Below are 19,046 nucleotides of genomic sequence, written 5' to 3'. Positions count from 1 at the left end.
AACTGGCAAAAGACGTGCCATATTTAACTTGGCACGTCTTTTGCTCTATCACTTGATAGATTATCGTAGGATTTTCTCGTTAATTGACATCGTTGAGCCATTTTTGCCTATCGGTTTCCAAATAACACTTCAAGTTGTAAGTGTTGTGAGAGCAATACAAAACATAGTTATTAACCATAAAAAGTATAGCGAAATTATGAAGAAAGTATTTAGGAAAATTCAGAAAGGAACAACAAAAATGATTGAACGTATCAAATCGTTGGGGGAAATGGAGACGAAGCAGAAATGTGTAGTTCAACGGTTCGAGATTATCATTCCCCTCCACCAAAAAATAACGACCCAATATATAGCCTCCGCAAGTTTTACTTGCGGATTTTTTAGTTATCGCAGATTGGACAAAGGTTTCTTTGCTACTTTCTTTGTCCGCCATCATGCTCACTGAAAGAAAGTAGGGCGGCTCTCGCCGCCCCGCCACTCAAAAGCGTGTGTAAAGTCCCGTCACCATCGTGAACATTTCCTCCAGCATATCAAAATAGATACCCTCGTGTACGGCAATGTCCTTTGTCTTGCACTCAAAGGTCTTTTTGCTGAACGTCCTGCGGTAGAAGCGCATATTGTAGAGGTCTGCCCCTTCGTCATAGATGATGTCAAGGCGGTTGGCACTTGTTTTGTTCCTTGCAAGGCTCATCCGTAAGCCGTTGCCCATATCTATGAAATCACGGCTACCTGTCATGGCGGTGAAGCGTTTTCCGCCTATCTGCTGTAATATCGTCTTGGCTATCATATCTTTTGTTTTTAGGGTTTTAAGTATTGGCGGTGCGGACACCGCCATCCCGTTCAAAATTCTCGCATTTCGGAAATGGGGGTCTGCCGTTGTAGCCACTCTTTCACACATTCCATATTGTACTCGCTCGTGATGACTGCCGTATGGCTGTCGGTGGCGGTGAAACGTGTGCTTTCGTAATCATCTATCCACCCCTTGAGGGTGTCCGTTCCCCACGCTCCGGTATCGTCAAAGATACCGTCCAATGCCGTGATAGGTTCGCTGAACTTGACTATCAGCGTTTGATAGGTCGTGTTCATAGTCTGTCCTCCTTTCCCTTCTTTGCGTTCAGCCACTTGTCCCGTGCGGCTCGGCACTCGTCCAACGTGGGTTTGACACAAGAGAACAATTCTCTGTCTATGGGGTGGCGGTAGTCGTACTGCACAAGTGTCCGCCTGCGTCTTCCGATACCCGATTGGAAACGCTCGTATTTCTCCGTACCTGCTTCCGCGCAGGTGCTTACTCCGTTGATGGTCATTCGTGTTGTCATAATGTTGCTTTTTAGATGGTTAAAAATGTACTGACAGAACTCTGTTCTTCATCACCATTTCGGGGTTGCTTGTGTAGCGTTGGTGCAGGTAGAAATGGTGTGAGCCGAAGCCGTAAAGGAAAAACTTGTCAAGTTCGTGCTTCTCGGCAAACTCCTTTACGCTCTTTCTCAATTCCCCCTCACTCGTTGTGAGAGTGAGGAGGTTCACAAATTCAAGGAACATCGTGGGGATTGCATCATCCCACACACAAATCATACTTTCAATTCTTACTTCCATATCAATGTTGTTTTAGGGGTTATGCTATGCCGCTTTCATCCGCTCACGGATAAGGTTGGCGTTCTTGTTCACAAGGTCTATGATGCGCTCGTGATATTCGGTGTCCTGGTTGTGCTTGCCGTGGCACTGCACCACTTCGAGGGTTCGCAAGTCCACCTCTACGGTTTCAATAATCTCATCGCCAATCCTTGCCGATAGTATGAGGGTGTCGGCTTTCTTGTAGTATCCACTGCCAAACACGCAGATGCCCTGCGTCTTGCCCTCGTTGTAATACTCGTCTATGCTTTCAAGCACCTTGACGATTATTTCCTCGTCCGTGATTACCAAGCCGAAGAATTTGGATTTGTTGGCGATGAAATCCTCCGCATCTTTCTTTCGTTGGAGTTGTCGCTGTTGCTCACGCTCACGCCTTTCAATCTCCCAACGGCGTTGCTCTGCGGCTCTTTCCTTCTCGTGTATGGCTTCAATTTTTCGGGTTGCGTTGTCGTGTGCCGCCATGAAATCTTCGGGACAGATGTTCTTCGGGTTACGGAGGTCTTGACCGAGTTTTTTGAGCATACGCAGATAGTCGCACCACATTGAGAGGTTGTCTATCTGATACTTGTGACGCTTGGCAATCAGATATGATGCCCAACATTCATCGGCAGTACGGGTATTGAAAAGAAAGTGTTTCATGACCTCAATCTCACCGCCTTTCATAAGGGTTTCAATTCTTGGGTCTGAAAGCAAGGCTTTGAAAAGACGCACGGGGGAGATGCCGTGGAAATCGCCCTTGAAGCCGTTACGTCTGAGTTGGGGCAATATCCTCATCTTTGGATATGCACAGCTTCTTGCCACCACATCATCGTATAGGCTGTTGTGCGGTCTTACCTCCATATCGCTGCCTAATGCCCACACATCGCAATAGCAGAAAAGGAAGCCACGGAGCAACGCCATGTCCGTAACCTTGCCGTCGGGTGAAATCCAACGCTGCACGACCTCGTGGCAGTAGAAACGCATCGGTTCGCCTTTCCTGCTCTCGCATCTGACCTGCGCCACGCGGATTACCTGATACCCTTTGCAGGTGGTTATCACGCTGAAATTCTGCGTTTCCTTGTAGATGCGTCTGCGTGTGTCCTGCACTTTGAGTTCGGCATGGCATTTGGGGCAGGTGCAGCCTTCAAGGGTGTCGCATAGTCCGCTGTCGCTGTGCCACTCGTGACCGCAGTCGGAACAGGTGATGTTCCCTTTCTTGGTGCGGTAGCCGATATGCTCAACGCAGTGGCGGTATGCCCAATCTATTTGTGTCGCTGATATGGGGCGAAGGTTGGCGGAAAGTCTTGCCACCTCTTTCTGTATCTTGGTCTTCGGTTTCATAAGCCTAAATCAAATAATGAGGGTTGGGGTTGGTTTTCTTTTCTCGCTGACGGTCTGTGGCGGTTCTGCAACTTGCGGAGTTCCTCCTCTTGGTATTTGCGGACAGCGTTCTGACGTGCCTCCGCCTTTTCCTCTGCCGTGAGTTTCACAACGTGGTTCACAACCACTTGGCAGTCCATCGGTTTGCCCACCTCTATCTCGTTTTCCTCATAGTAGTGGATGGCTTGCCCGAATATCTCTCCGTCCGTGAAACCGTTGCAACCGCTTTTCTGCACATAGTTCAGAATGTGGGTCACGCACTCGTCCATGTTCTTGGCAGGGTTGCGGTACTTCTTTGCAAATAGCGCATCTTCCTCCGCACGCTGTTCCAAGTACATATATATCGTTCTCTTGAAATGGTCTGTTCCTTTCATATCGCTGTCATTTTTAGATTATCTGTTTCAGTATCTCTCTCCAATAGGTCGGCTCTACCTCGCTGAGAAGGAAGTCCATGAAATCCCTCCGTGCGTCCTTGTTCAGTTCGTGGTACAATCTTCGGAAAGTTTCAAAATTGCCGTTGATGTACGTTTCCACCATATACACGAAGATGTTGTCCACCTCGTAATATCTGCACTGCTGCGCTGCCGTCTTGCTGTTTCTTTTTGCCATGTCGGTAAGGGTTAAAGGGTGAATAACCAAAGGATGAAGCCAAAGAAGGCAATGGTGGAAAGGATAGCCACGATTACACCTATCGCCACTCGGAACACTCCGTTTACAATCTCTCTGATGATGCCCCAAAGGATGCCGAACACCCCGAAGGCGGTGCGCATCATCAAGCCGCATATCGCCAACCCGATGTGTTGCGCCATTTGTCTGAAATTTGCCGTTGCCGTCATATCTTCGCTGTTTTTGATTTTTTTGTTTTTAATGCGGATTCAAGAGCTGAGGGAGTTGAGTTTCAAACTATCTTATCTGCCTCTCGTTTATCCGACATTTTTTTTATGCGTCTTTCTGTCGCATCGGTCGTTTTCGTTTCGGGTGCTTGAAAAGGTAGGGATTAGGGAATGCAAGGTTTTTCGGTCAAAATACTACCCGCAGGGCTGGAGATTTTTACCGAAAACAGGAGGCTTGACCTTGCTTTCCCGTCCAATCCCGGAATTACCTTTGCGCCCAGAACGAAAATGACTGACTGATGCGGCTTACTGAAAGGCGCAAAATGGAGGTAAACGAAAACAGAGGCAGATTGTGTAGAAAAAAACTTCAGGGGAAAATCCGTAAAAAAAAGAATCACCAAAAGGAAAAAGACATCACCGGAAGCGTGAAAAGGGCAAACCACAACAAAGGAAGTATGATTGTTTCCGATCCGACGGAACTTGTTCAGCCGGGTGGCAACAATCATTCTTCCCGGTTTGTCCGGCTGTGTGTGGGCGCCTGTTTCATTCATGGGGCAGGCTGACACACTCTGCATTCACTTTCCGCTTCCGGCAAAAGAGACAGCGAAAAAAGAAAAATCATTTGAAAACCCGTAAAAGCACCTCTTGGCATAGGCGCAAAAGAAAGGGGCATTGCTTCATCTGTCTAAACATCGTTTAGGCGTGAGGCAATGCCCTTTTCTCCAGCTATGCGGTAGTCGGCACACGTTTGTTCCAAACTCGTTTTGGGCAATGGTGTGCCGACGGACAATACCGCTTTTACGGAAAATTCTTATGAATGAGGGGATAAAAAACGGGAGTTTATATCAAAATCTCGAATTAAATAGCTACTTTTGCATACGAAGAGTTCTTTGAAGGTTACGCAACGCGCAGAAGGATAATGCAGTAGATAACTAACTAAATCGTAACCTATTACTATCAAGAGCAATTAACCTACGCTCATTTCCAATAAATTACACTCTTTTCGTAACTTCTGTCTGCAAAGATACAGGTTCGGTTTTATACTTCCTAACCAGTGTCTAATATTTAGACAGATAAAATAGGAGAAGGAAACGAAGAAATACCGGCTGTCTAATATTTATACACCATTGTCTAATTTTTTTACACATTGGAAAAATATCTGTTTTGTCAATAGGTTGATAAGCAATGTCTTAAATGGTTTGGCACAGTCTTTGCCTTTCTATTGGCAGAAAATAACACAAAAATGAAACAGATAATATTTACATCGATTCTTTCGTTTAGCCTGGCAACAGCCGCCGTGGCCCAGGAAAAGCTCTGGACAATGGATGAATGCATGCATTATGCCGTTGAAAACAGTCCGAAAGTGAAGAAACAAACTTATACCAGTGATTCTTATAAAGCAGAGTTAAATTCCTCTGTAGCCTCTTTCTTCCCGTCTATGAGTGCAAGTGTAGGAGCGCAATACAGTTTCGGACGTTCGATTGATCCGGAGACTAACGTGTATAATAATACATCTACTTTCAATAACGGATATAGCCTGAATGTTTCTATTCCTATATTTAACGGAGGGCAGTTAGTCAACCAGTGGCGTATGGCAAAAGCAAACCGTCAGTTAGGTATGAATGATATCCAAAAGGAAAAAGACGACCTGGCAATCAATACGATGCAGGCTTTTATGGATGTGGTATATTACCAGGGAACAGTTAAACTAGCTGCTGAACAATTAGAAGAAAATAGCCGTATCCTGTATAAAACACGCCGTCAGGAGGAGCTGGGATTGAAAGGCAAAGCGGATGTGGCACAGATCGAAGCGCAGGTAGCAGCCAACGATTACAATCTGACTCACCAGCAGAATTTGCTTAATACGGCTTTGTTGACACTGAAGCAGAATATGAATTACCCTTCCGACATGGAACTGGATGTAGATACGATGCTTTTGGATAAATCGTATGCAACGATGATGGAGTCGGTTAATGAAATATATGATTACGCATCAGAAAATAATCCGACAGCCTTGCAGGCGAAACTTCAGTTGAAATCCTATAAAATGCAATACATGATGGCAAAAGGACGTTTGTTACCGTCCATTTCTTTCTCTGCCGGGGTTTCTACGAATTATTACGAGAACCTGAAAGCAGATAAAGCTCCTGCATCTTTTAGCAATCAGTTTAAAAATAACCGTGGTGAATATATCTCTTTCAACCTGAGTTTCCCTTTGTTTGACGGTTTGAGCCGTTTGACCAACCTGCGCAAGGCACGCAATAATATGCGTATTGCTCAGGAACAGCAGACAGAAGTGCTCCGTCAGTTGGAGACAGCCATCGAACAAGCTATTCTCGACCGTGAGGGCTATGCCAAAGAAACTATTCAGATGGATAAAAAAGCAAAAGCGGATGAAATTGCTTATCAGGTAACTTTACGTAAATTTGAAGAAGGTCTGATGAGCCCGATCGATCTGCAAACCAGTGCAAATACATTACTTCTGTCAAAAGCCGACCTGCTGCAGCGGAAGCTGATGTATCTGATGAAATGCAAGCTGGTCGATTATTATAAAGGGAAACCTTTGATTGAAGGCATTCATTGAGAATAACGCGAATAACTAGGAAACAAACAATAAAGAAATAAAAACATACAACAATGGATATACAGTTAGAAAAGAAAAAAGGCATTCAAAAGAAACATTTACCTTATGTAGGTGGTGGTGTTTTATTCCTGGTACTGGTAGGATGGATCATCTTCGGCGACCATGCTTCGACCCTGAAAGTCGATGCTCGCGGAATCAGTATCGGTAATGTGACTAAGGAACAATTCAATGATTTCGTCCGCGTAGACGGACAGGTACAGCCTATCACTGTCGTGCAGTTGAGCCCGGAAGAAGGCGGTATCGTACAGGAGAAGGTAGTTGAAGAAGGTGCCCAGGTGAAAAAAGGCGATGTCATTGTCCGTCTTTCCAACTCCGGTCTCGATTTGCAGATTCTGGATGCGGAAGCTCAGTTGGCTGAAAAGCAGAACTTCCTGCGTAACACTCAGGTTGCTATGGAACAGGATAAGCTGAACAACCAGTTGGAAAAAGCCCAGCTCGATGTCGACATCGCCCGTTCACGCCGTGCTTATACGCAACAAAAGAAGCTTTACGATGAAAACCTGATCGCCAAGGAAGAATTTCTGAAAGCGAAGGAAGATTATGAACTGGCAACCAAGAAATATGACTTGGTGGTTGAACGTTTGCGTCAGGATTCAATTTCCCGTACGATCCAGATGGACGAAATGGAAACGAGTTTGGCTAATATGCGCCGTAACATCCAATTGGTACACGAACGGAAAGAACATCTGAATGTCCGTTCACAGATCAACGGCGAACTGGGTTTGCTGGATGTAGTCCTCGGACAGAATGTATCAGCCGGTATGAAGATCGGCCAGATCAACGACCTTTCCGATTATAAGATAGAAGCCATGATCGACGAACACTATATCGACCGCGTTAAACCGGGATTGGGTGCAGCCTTCGACCGTCAGGGTACAAGTTTCGCACTGGCTGTACGTAAAGTATATCCGGAAGTTCGTGAAGGTAAGTTCCGTACCGACTTTGTCTTTACCGGCGAACGTCCTGACAATATCCGCAGCGGACAAACGTATTATATCAACCTGGAATTAGGACAGCCGACGGAAAGTATCATCATCCCGCGCGGAACGTTCTTCCAGAGTACAGGAGGCAGCTGGATATTCGTTTTGGATAAAGATGGCAAAAAGGCTTATCGCCGCAAGATTAAGATCGGTCGTCAGAACCCGCAGTATTATGAAGTGACCGAAGGTTTGGAAGCCGGTGAAAAAGTGATCGTATCAAGCTACGAAAGCTATAAGGATAATGAAGTCCTGGTGTTGGAATGATATTTCAAGAATAGGAAATAATGTGCCAATATAGAATATCCATTTGCATTAAGGAACGCAGATGACGCAGACGAGCGCAGATAAACGCAGATAATATATTGTTTTTAAAGAAAATAAAAAGTCAGCGAGCGTCTGCGTATTCTGCGTCATCTGCGTCCCCTAATACGATCTGAATAGGTTCAATTCTGACAAGATCTGAACTTATTGCTATCTCCATTGGCACATTGGCATATTTGCGCATTATTTTACTGAAATAAACAACCTATAAAAGATAACCACAATGAAGAATGTACATATCGCTTTCCGTTCCCTTTTTAAGAAAGGAAGACATAATGGAATTAAAATAATTTCATTGGGCGTTGGTCTGGCCATGGGCTTGGTACTGATTGCTAAAGTATGTTTCGAACTATCTTATGATAACTTCTATCCTGAGTCGGATCGTGTTTTTGCCATACAGGAAAATGTATCCGTAGGAGAGAAGAAAATAGAAGGCTATCCGCATGTAAGTGCAGGTGTTCCGTCGGGGATGAAAGCTGAAATACCCGGTGTGGAATCGGCTACCTGTGCCAATGTAATAGGGGAGTATCTTTTTACTACTTCCGATAAGAAAAAATACACCGGTAACTTTGTAATGGCAGACCAGTACTTCTTTGATGTCCTTCCCCGTAAAGTGTTGGCCGGTAATGCGAAGGAGATTCTTTCGCGTCCATTGTATGCCCTTGTATCCGAAAAGATAGCTGCTAAGATAGGCAGTGGAAAAGATGTGGTAGGACAGACTTTTGAAATCGCCTCTTTCCCCGGACATCTTTTTACGATCGGCGGAGTGTTTGAAGAAGTACCGGATAATACCCATCTGAAATATAACATGCTGGTTTCACTGGCCTCTTTCGAGACAGTAATGGGGTGGTCGAACCTCGATCAATGGTTTGGGGGAGATAGTTATAATGGGTATGTTCGCCTGGAGCCCGGTATCGTTGCCGAAAACCTGTTGCAGCCGATGGCCGAGATGCTCGACCGCCATGTCGACTCTGCCCAATTGAAAGAGCGGGGAATCGATTACGCTCTGATGTTGTGTCCGCTGGAGGAACTTTATGCCAAGTCGCCGGCAACGAAACGGATGGCTGTCATGCTCGTGGCTATTGCATTTGCTATCCTTTTTGCAGCCTTGATGAATTACGTTTTACTGGTGATCTCGTCACTGGTAACCCGTTCGAAAGATATTGCCGTACATAAATGTTACGGTGCATCCGGATGGAATATCTCGGACATGATCTTTTCGGAAACCTTTCTCAACCTGCTTGTCTCGCTGGGGATATCTGCTTTGTTGATACTGGCACTCCGTGAGATGGTGGAAGAATTGCTCAGTGCGTCGTTGTTATCGCTGTTTACGGTCGATACCGTTCTGATGCTGGTAGCTGTTTGTGTAATTGTATTTTTAGTGGCGGGATTACTGCCTTCGCAACTATTTTCGAAAATACCGGTAGCATCGGTATTTCGCTCCTATAAAGAATCACGCCGTTCATGGAAGAAAGTGCTGTTGTTTATCCAGTTTGTGGCCGTCGGTTTTCTGGTATGCCTGCTGGTGGTTATCGGTTTGCAGTATAATAGAATGGTGAACGATAATCCGGGATATAAATACGAACGGCTGGCTTATTGCAGGATGGACGGTGTGCCGGGTTCTTCCCGTCGCGCCTTGATGGATGAACTTAAAAAACTTCCGGAGGTGGAGGACGTATCTACTTGCAGTAGCTTACCTGCTTTCAGCGGTTCAGGGGATATGGTTTATCGTCCGGGAACAAAGGAAACCATTATTCATTTCGCCGACCTTTACGGGGCGAATGCCAATTATACCTCTCTGATGGAAATGTCCGTTATCCAGGGAAAAGGATTCGATCATTCTTATTCCGATTCTTCCCGCGTGGTAATGATCAGTCGGATGATGGCCGACAAACTGGCCTTGGCACTCGACTGGAAAGACGGTGTGATAGGAAAGAAAATATATGTGAGCGGTCATGGTACGCCTAACGATTTCGAGATAGCAGGCGTGTACGACGATGTCCGTGTCGGGGCTATCGGAAGCGAATTGATGGGACCTTCGGCGCTGTTTTATAGCGGTCGTCCGCAGAATACGCTGGTCATTAAACTGAATAAAATGTCGCAGGAGAATATGGCACGGCTGGACGAAATCATCAAGGCCACTTTACCGGATAAGGAGATGCCTGTATCTTCTTACAGTGTCAGCATGGCGAATATGTATAACTCTTCGCGCCTTTTCCGCAACGCGGTGATGCTGGGCGGTATCGTAACGCTGATCATCACTCTGATCGGGCTGATCGGGTATATCAATGATGAAACCAACCGGCGCGGAAAAGAAATAGCCGTTCGCAAGATCAACGGGGCAACGGAAAAGGATATCCTTTCGCTGATCGCTTCCGATGTGACCTGGATGGCTTTTCCCGCTTTGTTGCTGGGAGCCGGTGCCTCTTATTATGCAGGCGAGAAGTGGTTACAGCAATTTGCCGAAAAGATATCGATGAATGTCGGTGTGTTCACGTTGAGTGTGGCAGGGGTACTGTTGCTCATTTTAGGTACCGTTGTCTATCGTAGCTGGATGGTTGCCGTATCCAATCCGGTGGAAAGTTTGAAATCAGAATAAATGATATAAATATGAGGAATTTTAGTATGGCATTCCGCTCCCTGTTTAAGAAGGGAAGGAACAATGGGATTAAGATACTGGCGCTTGCCGTTGGACTGGCAATGGGTTTGGTGTTGGTTGCAAAAGTATGTTTCGAACGTTCGTATGATAACTTTTATCCCGACAACGACCGTATTTATCTGGTCAAGTCCGGCTTGAACAAAGACGGGAAGAAAGATACCTGGGGACAGGTGAGCGGTGCCGTCGCTCCAGGTTTGAAAGCGGAGGTTCCGGAAGTGGAAGTCGCAACGCGCTATACCCGCATAGGACCGGCCAATGAACTGATCATGTCGCCGGAGAAACAATTTTATAAAGCGACTATCCTGCTTGCCGATACCAGCTTTTTCGATATATTTCCCCGCCCGATCCTGGTGGGAGATCCGAAAGATGTTTTGTCCCGTCCCGGTTATACGATGATCTCGCGCTCGTTGGCCGAGAAAATGGGCGGAGTAGGGAACGTGGTCGGCAAGACCTTCGTTCGTGACGCAAACCGGAACGCTCCGCAAACCATCGGTGGCGTATTTGAAGATATACCCGAAAACAGCCATCTGCGTTATGATGTGCTGGGATCGCTGGCAAGCATGCCGGAATGGAGTACGACCAACTGGCTGGGTAACGACCGTTACATCGCCTATGTAAAACTGGTTCCGGGTACTGATCCGGAAGGGCTTGCCCCGGCTATCCGCCGTATGCAGGAACGTAACCAGGATATGGAAGCGCTGAAACAGGCCGGTGTCGATTTGTTCTATACCATCTCGCCTTTGCAGGATATCCATAATAATGATAAGGAGGTGAAAGACATGAATGCCATGCTTCTCTTCCTGGCTACGATCCTGATTCTTATAGCCGTGCTGAATTATGTGCTGGTCGTTATCTCTACACTGATCGGACGTACGAAAGAAGTGGCGGTACATAAATGTTACGGAGCTTCGGGTAAAAATATATTCGGAATGATCTTTTCCGAATCCTTGCTGCATCTGTTACTGGCACTCTTGCTGGGAGCTTTCCTGTTGATCCTTTGTAAAGGGAAGGTGGAGGAATTGTTGTCGGCTTCGCTGTCTGCTTTGTTTACGGTACCTACTTTGATGATTTTGTCGGGTATCTGTATCGTTGTATTCGCCGTAACCTGCCTGGTACCGACTTGGCTCTTCCTCCGTATTCCGGTGGCATCGGCTTTCCGTAGCGTAAAAGAATCGAAGCGTTACTGGAAACTGTGCCTGCTTTTTGTACAGTTTGTCGCTACGGCCTATCTGGTGGCATTATTGATCACGATCAATCGCCAGTATAGTGCTATGATTTCGAGTGATCCCGGCTATGCCTACGAGAATCTGATCTTTTGTAATACCCGCGGTGTGAGTGCCCTGGAGCGTGAGCGGGCGATGGACGAACTGCGTCGTTTGCCGCAGGTAGACCTGGTGTCGGCCAGTTGCGAGTTGCCTTTCAAATATCCTTCGGGTAATAATGTCGGTTTGCCGGGTGATAACCGCGAACTGTTTAACATTGCCGATATGTACAGTGTCGGTGATAATTATTTTGAACTGATGGAGATACCTATTCTGGAGGGCCACGCTTTCCGCCAGGGTGAGGCTAACGGCGATAAAATAATGGTTAGCCGTCGTTTTGTCGAACAGATGGAGAAGGTGGCGGGCTGGACAGGAAGTGCTATTGGTAAAGGTGTGATGATATCCGAACATAGTAATGGAAATCAGGTATACACCATTTGCGGTGTCTATGAAGACTTCCGTATCGGTTCCATCAAAGGTCCCGATACCCGTGCCTCGGTTTTCTTCTACGACATGAAGCCGGGTGGAATTGCTCCTACGGAAAATATCTTGATAAAGATGCATGATATGACATCGGACAATATAGCACAGGTCAACCAGATCCTGACAGATGCAATGCCGGATAAAGTGGTGGAAGCTTCTGTATATAAAATGAGTCTGGCTCAGCAATACCAGGGTGATCGTGAGTTCCGCGACTCCATCTTCATCAGCGGCATCGTCTGCCTGATCATCGCGCTGATCGGATTGCTGGGATATACTGCCGACGAAACTAACCGCCGCGGACGTGAGATAGCGATCCGCAAGGTCAACGGTGCAACTGCCGCCAGCATCCTCAGGATGATCTCGCGCGACATTTCCTATATAGCCGTTCCTGCTCTTACGATCGGTGTAGTGATTGCCTATATCAGTGCCTCCGACTGGCTGGAGAAATTCTCGGAACGTATCCATCTGAATGCCTTCCTGTTTATCATCGCGGCTTTCTTCGTTTACCTCGTCATCATTGGTTGCGTATTGTATCGTGCCTGGGCGACGGCCAATGAGAATCCGATCGACAGTCTGAAAGCGGAATAACATATATTTATATCATTTACTTTTTAACCGGAAAGCATCCCTCTCATATGAGGAGGGTATGCTTTCCTTATGTCCTAGTATGAAATATTAAAAACACGAATTAAATGAATAACCTGGTAAACTTTAAGTCATTTTTCAAATTTCTAAGCCGAAACAAAACCTATACGGCAATCGATATCTTCGGGTTATCCGTATCGTTGATGTTTGTTATATTGATAGCCGTTTATTCGGTACAGGAATTGTCTACCGACAAATACCATGAGAAAGGCGACCGTATCTACGTGTTAAGCAGCGAAGCCAATACCGGATCGGCCTATAAGCTGGCCTACCGTTTGCAGGAACGGTATCCGGAAATAGAAAAAGTATGTCCGGTCGCTCCCTGGGGATTCTATCATACATCTGTTACGGTGGCCGATAAAAACTTCAACGCCGAATTAATGTTCGCCGATACGACTTTCTTCGATTTCTTCTCTTTCCCGCTGTTGGTTGGCGACCGCAATCATGTGATGGATGCCGATGACTATGGCGTGATCTCCGAAAGTTTTGCCCGCAAAGTATTTAGCGACAGCGATCCGATAGGGCAGGTCGTTCAGGTGAACGATTCCATCCGTATCCAAGTGAACGGGATTATGAAAGATATTCAAAACTCTACGATTCCGTATTGCGATATCCTGATGGGAATCAAACAGCTCAAATATATGGAAGAGGGAATAGACAGCGACCAGTTCTATAATACCGGAGCCGTCAACAATTTCATTATGGTAAAGGAAGGAGCAGACCTGCTTGCCAAAACGGATGATATCGTCGCTTATTTCAAAGAAGTATTTTGGATGTATCAAAGAGGAATTTACAGCAAAGTGCTTCTGAATCCTTTGGAGGATTTTTATTTCTCGGATATGGGTACTTATACGCTGGCTAAAGGAGACTGGCAATTTGTAATGATCCTGCTTTCGGTAGGGATACTTATCCTGCTGTTTGCCATCATCAACTATATTAATCTGACAGTGGCGCAGACGGCTTTCCGGGCAAAAGAGATGGCTACCCGCAGATTATTGGGCTCGTCGAGAGGAGACCTGTTCTTGCGACTGATCATGGAGTCTACCCTGATGACTTTCATTTCTTTCCTGTTGGGTATCTTTATGGCAATATTTTTCTCTCCTTATGCCTCTCAGTTGTTAAATGCCCGTATAAATCTGTCGGACTTTGTTACCCCCGGTTATGTATTGCTGGCTGTAGCTGTCATTCTGTTGATCGGTATACTTGCAGGATTGTTGCCTGCCATTGTGATTTCCAATGCCAAGCCGATTGAAGTGGTGCGGGGTACTTTCCGCCGACAGACCAAGATGGTGTTCAGTAAGTTCTTCATTACTTTTCAGAACGGAATCACGATAGCCTTGGTGGCAGCTTCCATAACGATGGTGGCACAGGTGAATCATCTCATACATGCTCCGTTGGGATATAAAACGACGAATGTGATGGATGTTCCGGTCGAATCTTATAAAAGTAAGAAAGATATAGAGACATTCGCTAATGAGGTGAGCCAACTGGCTTCTGTTAAGCGGATCTCTTTTTCACAGGGTACTCCTTTTAACCGGGGGAATAATTCTACGGAAGAGATCAATGGCAAGCAGGTCAGTTTTCAGGTATTCAGGGCCGATACGGCTTTTCTGAGTATATTAGGTATTGAGATAATACGTGATAATCATCTGGCCGGTACTAAAAAGATCTATCTGAACCAGCAGGCTATGCGTGAAATGGAATTGCCGGAAGATTCTCCTTCCATCAAAGTGTGGGGGCAGGAAATTCCTATTGCCGGTATTGTGAAAGATTTCCAGTTATCGAATATCATGTATCAGAAGAAGCCGGTCAGATTGCTTATTAAGAATGATATAAAAGAATGGACCCCGTATAATGTATTGCTGGAAGTAGAAGGCGATCCTGTGGAATCCTATAAAGATATACAGGAAATATATGAACGAATCGGCCATGTCGGCTTTGAAGGGAAATATATAGATACGCAGATACAGGAATCATTTGCAGCACAGGAAAGGACTTCCCGGATCGTTTCGATCTTTGCTTTCGTTGCTATCCTGATCTCGTTGCTGGGGTTGCTGGCTATGTCGACCTACTTTATCCAGCAGCGTTCATCGGAAGTGGCGGTGCGTAAAGTATTCGGCTCGACCAATTCCCAGATATTATACCGGCTGATTCGTACTTTCCTTGTCTATGTATTGATTGCTTTTGTGATCGCTACACCGATCATCTGGCGATTCATGCAGCAATGGTTGTCCGATTATTCTTACCGGATCGAATTGAGCCCGCTTATTTTTATAGCAGCCGGTCTGTTTTGTTTATTCGTATCGTTTGTTACGATATTTATCCAGAGTTACCAGGCTGCCAATCTCAATCCGGTGGAAAGTATAAAGAATAAATGACGGGTTGCCTGCAGAGTGTAAAAAAACTAGACAGGAGTGTCTAAATATTAGACACTCTTCCGGAATAGGGTAAAGTATATAGTTTTGAATATCAATAATTTATTAAGTTTGGCACGCAATTTGAATTAAATATAGAAAACAGAGTGTTTTTTTAAGGGAATATCAAAGTATAAATGTAGAATTAAATAAATAACATTATGATTAAGATTGAAGGATTAAGTAAGCATTTCCGCACAGAGGAGGTAGAAACTATTGCATTGAACAATGTATCATTGGAAGTGAAGGATGGAGAATTTGTTGCCATCATGGGACCTTCCGGTTGCGGTAAATCAACATTATTAAATATCCTGGGCTTGTTGGATAACCCTACTTCAGGTGATTATTACCTGGCAGATAAAGAAGTGGGCCACCTGAAAGAAAAAGAACGTACCCAGGTGCGTAAAGGGAATATCGGTTTCGTATTCCAGAGCTTCAACCTGATCGACGAACTGAATGTGTATGAAAATGTGGAATTACCTTTGACTTACCTGAAGGTAAAAGCTGCCGAACGTAAACAGATGGTAACAGATATCCTGAAACGAATGAATATCAGCCATCGTGCCACTCACTTCCCGCAGCAGTTATCCGGTGGTCAGCAACAACGTGTTGCCATTGCCCGTGCAGTCGTTTCCAACCCGAAAATCATTCTTGCGGATGAGCCGACCGGTAACCTGGACTCTAAGAACGGTGCCGAAGTGATGCAGCTGCTGACCGAACTGAACAAGGAAGGAACTACCATCGTCATGGTAACTCACTCCAAACATGATGCCAGTTTTGCACACCGCATCATCAACCTGTTCGACGGTAGCATCGTATCTTCAGTCAGCGAATTTATCTGATTGTATTTTCTATACATAACAAAGCATATAGCTAAATTTATAAGTTTAAAAGAAAAACCGACATATCCTACCTGTGAAGGTAGGATATGTTATTCTCTCGCCTAAATGAAATCAGTAAGAAGATGAATAACTTATTAAATATAAAATCATTCCTCAAATTTTTAAGCAGGAATAAAGCATATACAGCGATCGATGTATTCGGACTGTCCGTTTCATTGATGTTTGTAATCCTGATTGCCGTTTATACCGTACAGGAATTGTCGGTCGACAAGTTCCATAAGGATGTAGACCGCATTTATGTGTTGGCTAACGACAGAGGACCGAGCACGGCGTTGCCGATCGCCTACCGCCTGCAGGAACGCTATCCTGAGATCGAGCAGGTCTGCCCGGTTATTACAACCAATGTGGGTAACCAAATCGTAAAAAACAATGATAAAAAATTAACTGCCAGAACAGTCCCCGTCGATTCTTGCTTCTTTAACTTTTTCTCTTTTAAACTCCTGGCAGGAGATAAGAACCGGGTATTGGAAAACAGAAGCAATGTCGTTCTCTCAAAGACTTTTGCCAATAAACTGTTCGGCACGGAAGACCCGATCGGACAAAGCGTTATTATCGGCGATTCGCTTTCTTTCCTGGTGAGCGGCATTATGGAAGATATCAAACACTCGACGATCCCGTATGCTGATATCATGTTTCGTGTGGAGCGGGCTCATGAGTACAACTGGTCGATCAGTATGGATCATCCCGGAAATGCCGGCTCGACAGTCGCTTTCTTAAAGATGAAGCCGGGTGCCGACCTGCGTCCGAAGATACCGGATATCCTGAGTTATTTCAAGGAATCGTTTTGGATTTACCAGCGTGATATGTCCAAAGTAGTGAACTTGATACCGATAAGTGAACTTTATTTCTCTGAATTGAACGATTTCGGATCTGTTCAAACAGGGAATAAGCGTTTGGTCATTGTTCTCTTGTCTATAGGTATCCTGATCCTGGTCTTTGCCATATTCAATTATATTAATCTGACGGTCGCACAGGCAGGTCAGCGGGCGAAGGAGATGGCTACAAGACGTTTGTTAGGATCGTCACGCGGAGATTTATTCATACGTATGATGATAGAATCGACTTTGCTGACTATAATTTCTTTCGGAATAGGCTGGTTGCTGGCACATGCGGCGGTTCCTTTTGTGAATGATCTTTTGCAGACGCAGATCGATCTGATGGCGACTTTCACTCCTGGCTGGTGTCTTGCCGGTATTGTCTTGATTCTTCTGATTGGCGTTGTTGCCGGACTGTTGCCGGCTGTATTGATTTCTTCCGTGAAGCCGATCGATATTGTGCGCGGAACGTTCCGTAAGCAGACGAAAATGGTGTTCAGTAAGGTGTTTATCACTTTCCAGAATGGAATCACCATCGCTATGATTGCGGCATCGATCGTCATGATCCTGCAATCGCGTCACTTGATCAATGCACCGTTGGGCTATAACACGAATAGTATACTGGAGGTTGCGAATGGTTTTGCAAACAACTCCGACCGTAATGCAGCTATCGATGAGTTTGGGCGTCAACCGTTCGTCAAACGAGTAGGGCTGGCAGCCGGGATGCCTTTGAGCGGAAGTAATAATATGTCCAGCGAATATGAAGGTAAATTTCTTGGTTTTCAGCAGTTCATTATGGATAGCACAGCGTTCAATATGTTGGGATATAAGATTGTCCGTGATAACCAATTAGCAGAAAAGAGCTGGTATGTGACTGAAAAAGCCATGCGGGATATGGAGTTGCCACAGGACGCCCCCAGTTTCCTATGGAATAAAAATGCAACGCCGATTGCCGGTATTGTGCAGGACTTTCAGTTAGGAAATATTACGAATGACATGCGTCCCGCCATGCTTCGCATCGACAAACGGAGTGAAATGTTCCCCTGGAGTATTCTTATCGAAGTGGAAGGTAACCCTTATACAGCTTATAACAAAATACAAGAGATCTATAAGGAGGCTTCCGGTGGGTTGGATTTCAATGCCACCTATCTGAATGAACAGGTTCAGAAATCGTTCGAGTCTGAAGTCCGGATGACAAAGATTGTTTCGCTCTTTGCTTCGATTGCAGTTATTATCTCTATGTTGGGTTTACTGGCCATGTCGACCTATTTCATCCATCAGCGTTCGCAGGAGGTGGCTATTCGCAAAGTGTTCGGATCTGATAATCAGGCTATTTTGTTCCGTCTGATCGGTTCGTTTTTGGTTTATGTAGGTGTGGCCTTTATTATAGCAACACCGATTATCTGGTATTTCATGAACCAGTGGCTGTCCGATTATTCATACCGGATCTCCCTGAATCCGCTAATCTTTATTGTCTCCGGTATATTCTGTCTCGTCATTGCACTTGTAACGGTATTTTTCCAAAGTTACAAAGCTGCTAATGCCAACCCGATAGATAGTGTATCGAATAAGTAACAAGAGGTAGAATGTAACCAGTTCCTAACCGGTACCAGGTGAGCATCTATTGTATGCTATGTCGAAGATTAGTGCATATCTGCCTGTTTGCAAACACTAGGGTGTACAGGATAATCCGGTACGATGTACAGGGTAATCGACTAGGGTGTACAGGGTATTTTGTTATCCTGTACAGGCTGAGAATAGAAAATAAGCAGGGAGCTATTAATGCATAGTAAATTAGCTGTTAGTGGATGTTCGGAAGGAAGATAGTTGCCGGAGAATACTATCAAAGGGAATAGATGAGATATACTACACTTTGAAGTTTGATCAGTTTTCGGTGTCACTAAAAAAAATGTGACGCATGTAGATTGATATTCAATAATTGTAGGGTGACGCCGGAGGTGATTTCCGGCGTCATTTCTTTCTAATATGGGGTGACGCTGTTTTTCAAGGCGGCGTCACCTTTTTATGTTATGAATATCAATAGTTGGAGGCTAAAATATAGATGGTGAAGGGTTGTTTTAAAAAACTTTGTATGGCTGTTGT

Annotated in this window: 18 protein-coding genes; 9 read left to right on the top strand and 9 right to left on the bottom strand. The window is 45.2% G+C overall.

Annotated features, from left to right (window positions below; translation table 11 throughout):
• The first annotated feature begins 52 nt into the window (after positions 1 to 52).
• The gene (locus tag DXD68_RS24720) at positions 53 to 442 is read left to right on the top strand and encodes a hypothetical protein (protein WP_004291527.1); all 390 of its coding nucleotides are present in this window, start codon (positions 53 to 55) and stop codon (positions 440 to 442) included.
• A 33-nt stretch (positions 443 to 475) separates the two neighbouring features.
• On the opposite strand, the gene DXD68_RS03680 is transcribed toward DXD68_RS24720, so the two are convergent.
• The 9 genes from DXD68_RS03680 to DXD68_RS03635 all read right to left on the bottom strand — a co-directional run bounded on the left by DXD68_RS03680 (position 476) and on the right by DXD68_RS03635 (position 4,393).
• Positions 476 to 784 (bottom strand): hypothetical protein, encoded by a 309-nt coding sequence (locus tag DXD68_RS03680; RefSeq protein WP_004304290.1) that lies wholly within the window; start codon positions 782 to 784, stop codon positions 476 to 478.
• Positions 785 to 837: 53 nt separating this feature from the next.
• Positions 838 to 1,083 (bottom strand): DUF6956 domain-containing protein, encoded by a 246-nt coding sequence (locus DXD68_RS03675; protein ID WP_004291529.1) that lies wholly within the window; start codon positions 1,081 to 1,083, stop codon positions 838 to 840.
• Positions 1,080 to 1,313, bottom strand: coding sequence for a DUF3873 domain-containing protein (locus DXD68_RS03670; protein ID WP_004304291.1), 234 nt, complete (start codon positions 1,311 to 1,313; stop codon positions 1,080 to 1,082). The genes DXD68_RS03675 and DXD68_RS03670 overlap by 4 nt, the downstream gene beginning before the upstream one ends.
• A 19-nt stretch (positions 1,314 to 1,332) precedes the next feature.
• Positions 1,333 to 1,590 (bottom strand): hypothetical protein, encoded by a 258-nt coding sequence (locus DXD68_RS03665; protein WP_004291531.1) that lies wholly within the window; start codon positions 1,588 to 1,590, stop codon positions 1,333 to 1,335.
• Positions 1,591 to 1,614: 24 nt separating this feature from the next.
• Positions 1,615 to 2,946, bottom strand: a complete 1,332-nt coding sequence (locus DXD68_RS03660) for a PcfJ domain-containing protein (protein WP_004291532.1) — start codon at positions 2,944 to 2,946, stop codon at positions 1,615 to 1,617.
• Positions 2,943 to 3,359: a PcfK-like family protein gene (locus DXD68_RS03655; RefSeq protein ID WP_004291533.1), complete on the bottom strand. Its 417-nt coding sequence runs from the start codon at positions 3,357 to 3,359 to the stop codon at positions 2,943 to 2,945. Before DXD68_RS03655 ends, DXD68_RS03660 begins: the two co-directional genes overlap by 4 nt.
• Before the next feature lie 13 nt (positions 3,360 to 3,372).
• On the bottom strand, positions 3,373 to 3,594 hold the full coding sequence (locus DXD68_RS03650) for a hypothetical protein (RefSeq protein WP_004291534.1): 222 nt from the start codon (positions 3,592 to 3,594) through the stop codon (positions 3,373 to 3,375).
• A gap of 11 nt (positions 3,595 to 3,605) precedes the next feature.
• Positions 3,606 to 3,821 (bottom strand): hypothetical protein, encoded by a 216-nt coding sequence (locus DXD68_RS03645; RefSeq protein ID WP_004291535.1) that lies wholly within the window; start codon positions 3,819 to 3,821, stop codon positions 3,606 to 3,608.
• A 161-nt stretch (positions 3,822 to 3,982) separates the two neighbouring features.
• Positions 3,983 to 4,393, bottom strand: coding sequence for a hypothetical protein (locus DXD68_RS03635; RefSeq protein WP_004291538.1), 411 nt, complete (start codon positions 4,391 to 4,393; stop codon positions 3,983 to 3,985).
• A 106-nt stretch (positions 4,394 to 4,499) separates the two neighbouring features.
• Here DXD68_RS03635 and DXD68_RS24715 point away from each other — a divergent pair, with 106 nt between their 5' ends.
• From DXD68_RS24715 to DXD68_RS03595, 8 genes are all read left to right on the top strand, one after another.
• Positions 4,500 to 4,712 (top strand): hypothetical protein, encoded by a 213-nt coding sequence (locus DXD68_RS24715; RefSeq protein WP_007567577.1) that lies wholly within the window; start codon positions 4,500 to 4,502, stop codon positions 4,710 to 4,712.
• A gap of 349 nt (positions 4,713 to 5,061) precedes the next feature.
• Positions 5,062 to 6,402 carry a TolC family protein gene (locus DXD68_RS03625; RefSeq protein ID WP_122360325.1) on the top strand — a complete coding sequence of 447 codons (1,341 nt, stop codon included), beginning with the start codon at positions 5,062 to 5,064 and terminating at the stop codon, positions 6,400 to 6,402.
• Between the two features lie 53 nt (positions 6,403 to 6,455).
• Entirely contained in the window at positions 6,456 to 7,706 is a 1,251-nt protein-coding gene (locus tag DXD68_RS03620; protein WP_122360324.1) for an efflux RND transporter periplasmic adaptor subunit, read from the top strand.
• 280 nt (positions 7,707 to 7,986) lie between these two features.
• The gene (locus DXD68_RS03615; protein ID WP_122360323.1) at positions 7,987 to 10,362 is read left to right on the top strand and encodes an ABC transporter permease; all 2,376 of its coding nucleotides are present in this window, start codon (positions 7,987 to 7,989) and stop codon (positions 10,360 to 10,362) included.
• Between the two features lie 11 nt (positions 10,363 to 10,373).
• Positions 10,374 to 12,755 (top strand): ABC transporter permease, encoded by a 2,382-nt coding sequence (locus tag DXD68_RS03610; RefSeq protein ID WP_122360322.1) that lies wholly within the window; start codon positions 10,374 to 10,376, stop codon positions 12,753 to 12,755.
• Positions 12,756 to 12,859: 104 nt separating this feature from the next.
• Positions 12,860 to 15,190 (top strand): ABC transporter permease, encoded by a 2,331-nt coding sequence (locus DXD68_RS03605; RefSeq protein ID WP_122360321.1) that lies wholly within the window; start codon positions 12,860 to 12,862, stop codon positions 15,188 to 15,190.
• 197 nt (positions 15,191 to 15,387) lie between these two features.
• Positions 15,388 to 16,068 carry an ABC transporter ATP-binding protein gene (locus DXD68_RS03600; RefSeq protein ID WP_122360320.1) on the top strand — a complete coding sequence of 227 codons (681 nt, stop codon included), beginning with the start codon at positions 15,388 to 15,390 and terminating at the stop codon, positions 16,066 to 16,068.
• Positions 16,069 to 16,190: 122 nt separating this feature from the next.
• The gene (locus tag DXD68_RS03595; RefSeq protein WP_122360523.1) at positions 16,191 to 18,518 is read left to right on the top strand and encodes an ABC transporter permease; all 2,328 of its coding nucleotides are present in this window, start codon (positions 16,191 to 16,193) and stop codon (positions 18,516 to 18,518) included.
• The last annotated feature ends 528 nt before the right edge of the window (positions 18,519 to 19,046 follow it).

This window comes from Parabacteroides sp. TM07-1AC (assembly GCF_003480915.1).
Lineage (GTDB): Bacteria > Bacteroidota > Bacteroidia > Bacteroidales > Tannerellaceae > Parabacteroides > Parabacteroides chongii.
This window is presented reverse-complemented; position numbering and strand designations above follow the sequence as displayed.

Excerpts from the sequence above, each read along its gene's own strand:
- DXD68_RS03680 (WP_004304290.1), bottom strand. The coding sequence starts at position 784 with ATGATAGCCAAGACGATATTACAGCAGATAGGCGGAAAACGCTTCACC.
- DXD68_RS03645 (WP_004291535.1), bottom strand. The coding sequence starts at position 3,821 with ATGACGGCAACGGCAAATTTCAGACAAATGGCGCAACACATCGGGTTG.
- DXD68_RS03665 (WP_004291531.1), bottom strand. The coding sequence starts at position 1,590 with ATGGAAGTAAGAATTGAAAGTATGATTTGTGTGTGGGATGATGCAATC.
- DXD68_RS03655 (WP_004291533.1), bottom strand. The coding sequence starts at position 3,359 with ATGAAAGGAACAGACCATTTCAAGAGAACGATATATATGTACTTGGAA.
- DXD68_RS03675 (WP_004291529.1), bottom strand. The coding sequence starts at position 1,083 with ATGAACACGACCTATCAAACGCTGATAGTCAAGTTCAGCGAACCTATC.
- DXD68_RS03625 (WP_122360325.1), top strand. The coding sequence starts at position 5,062 with ATGAAACAGATAATATTTACATCGATTCTTTCGTTTAGCCTGGCAACA.
- DXD68_RS03660 (WP_004291532.1), bottom strand. The coding sequence starts at position 2,946 with ATGAAACCGAAGACCAAGATACAGAAAGAGGTGGCAAGACTTTCCGCC.
- DXD68_RS03620 (WP_122360324.1), top strand. The coding sequence starts at position 6,456 with ATGGATATACAGTTAGAAAAGAAAAAAGGCATTCAAAAGAAACATTTA.
- DXD68_RS03670 (WP_004304291.1), bottom strand. The coding sequence starts at position 1,313 with ATGACAACACGAATGACCATCAACGGAGTAAGCACCTGCGCGGAAGCA.
- DXD68_RS03605 (WP_122360321.1), top strand. The coding sequence starts at position 12,860 with ATGAATAACCTGGTAAACTTTAAGTCATTTTTCAAATTTCTAAGCCGA.
- DXD68_RS03650 (WP_004291534.1), bottom strand. The coding sequence starts at position 3,594 with ATGGCAAAAAGAAACAGCAAGACGGCAGCGCAGCAGTGCAGATATTAC.
- DXD68_RS03615 (WP_122360323.1), top strand. The coding sequence starts at position 7,987 with ATGAAGAATGTACATATCGCTTTCCGTTCCCTTTTTAAGAAAGGAAGA.
- DXD68_RS03635 (WP_004291538.1), bottom strand. The coding sequence starts at position 4,393 with ATGCAGAGTGTGTCAGCCTGCCCCATGAATGAAACAGGCGCCCACACA.
- DXD68_RS03595 (WP_122360523.1), top strand. The coding sequence starts at position 16,191 with ATGAATAACTTATTAAATATAAAATCATTCCTCAAATTTTTAAGCAGG.
- DXD68_RS03600 (WP_122360320.1), top strand. The coding sequence starts at position 15,388 with ATGATTAAGATTGAAGGATTAAGTAAGCATTTCCGCACAGAGGAGGTA.
- DXD68_RS03610 (WP_122360322.1), top strand. The coding sequence starts at position 10,374 with ATGAGGAATTTTAGTATGGCATTCCGCTCCCTGTTTAAGAAGGGAAGG.